We start from the raw sequence: 956 nt of genomic DNA, 5'->3' as shown, positions 1-956 counted from the left end.
GTATTTAGCCTTGGAGGATGGTCCCCCCATCTTCAAACAGGATTTCTCGTGCCCCGCTCTACTTAATATGTTATCTTCAGAATTTAAAATACAGGACTATCACCTACTATGGTCAGCTTTCCCACGCTGTTCTTCTATTCTAAAGATAATCGGCTTCTCCCCGTTCGCTCGCCGCTACTTGGGGAATCTCAATTGATGTCTCTTCCTAAGGGTACTGAGATGTTTCACTTCCCCTCGTTCGCTTCTTATACAAAGTATAAGATACCTAGCTTATGCTAGGTGGGTTTCCCCATTCAGAAATCTCCGGATCACAGGATATTGCCGCCTCCCCGAAGCTTATCGCAGGCTGTCACGTCTTTCATCGCCTCTGACTGCCAAGGCATCCACCATGTGCGCTTAATTACTTGACCATACAACCCCAAAGGGTCTATTGGTTTCGCAATTATAACGATATCACCTATGTTTACGCTTGATTCAGTTCTCTTTACTTTGAAGATTAGCCCTTGGGATAACAAACAATGTCGTTAAAAGGCTAATCTTCAGGTTAGCAATAACACGTGAAATGTTATTGCTAACCCAGACTCATATCTATGTTTTTAAATAGTTCCTATCTCTTCGTCAGATGATAGGTTCTGTATAAAACAGAAGTAAATAATCATCTACGATTACTTAGTTCTATTTATACACTTGTTTATAAGAGTGGTGGAGCCAAACGGAGTCGAACCGTTGACCTCCTGCGTGCAAGGCAGGCGCTCTACCAACTGAGCTATGGCCCCATTAAGATGGTAGGCCTGGGCAGACTTGAACTGCCGACCCCCGCGTTATCAACACGGTGCTCTAACCAGCTGAGCTACAGGCCTTTAATGTCTAAAGCAATCACTTTATACAATAAGGCTTATAAACAATCTAAACTAAAGAACAACTTGTTGTGAATTCTTGCTGAGCGAATGCCGTCT

Annotated in this window: 2 tRNA genes and 1 rRNA gene; all 3 read right to left on the bottom strand. The window is 43.2% G+C overall.

Features of this window, described 5'->3' with window-relative positions:
- Positions 1-410, bottom strand: a 23S ribosomal RNA gene (locus AAEY83_RS12715); the annotation flags it as partial.
- A gap of 290 nt (positions 411-700) precedes the next feature.
- Positions 701-776, bottom strand: a tRNA-Ala gene (locus tag AAEY83_RS12710).
- A 7-nt stretch (positions 777-783) separates the two neighbouring features.
- Positions 784-860, bottom strand: a tRNA-Ile gene (locus tag AAEY83_RS12705).
- Positions 861-956 lie beyond the last annotated feature (96 nt).

This window comes from Psychrobacter sp. TB20-MNA-CIBAN-0197 (genome assembly GCF_040309765.1).
Lineage (GTDB): Bacteria > Pseudomonadota > Gammaproteobacteria > Pseudomonadales > Moraxellaceae > Psychrobacter > Psychrobacter submarinus.
The sequence above is the reverse complement of the archived record's forward strand: the minus strand, read 5'-3'. Positions and strand labels throughout refer to the sequence as shown.